This window comes from Pseudomonas sp. UF-293 (assembly GCF_058245595.1).
Genome location: NZ_JBSICA010000109.1, coordinates 1 through 209, shown reverse-complemented (window position 1 = coordinate 209; position 209 = coordinate 1). Strand labels below are relative to the sequence as shown.

The 209-nt window shown below is 61.2% G+C and carries 1 protein-coding gene; it reads right to left on the bottom strand.

The genetic code is table 11. The features are described from left to right. The coding region (locus AC4IHP_RS27960; RefSeq protein ID WP_490833301.1) for an immunoglobulin-like domain-containing protein at window positions 1–209 on the bottom strand (209 nt) is incomplete at both ends.

The window sequence follows — 209 nt, the reverse complement described above, 5'->3', positions numbered from 1 at the left end:
TTGCCGGTCAGCGCATCGTTCGCAGCAACAGCGGTTGCAGTGCCAGTAGTCTGACCGACGCCGATGGTGATGGTCTGGCCGTTGGCCAGAGTTACCACAACTGGCGAGCCGGTGACCGGAGCACCAACGGTGGCGGTGTAGGTGACCGTCCCGCCTTCGGCTACAGAAGTATCAGCGGTCAGTTTGACCGTCGAAGTGTCGATGGTGTC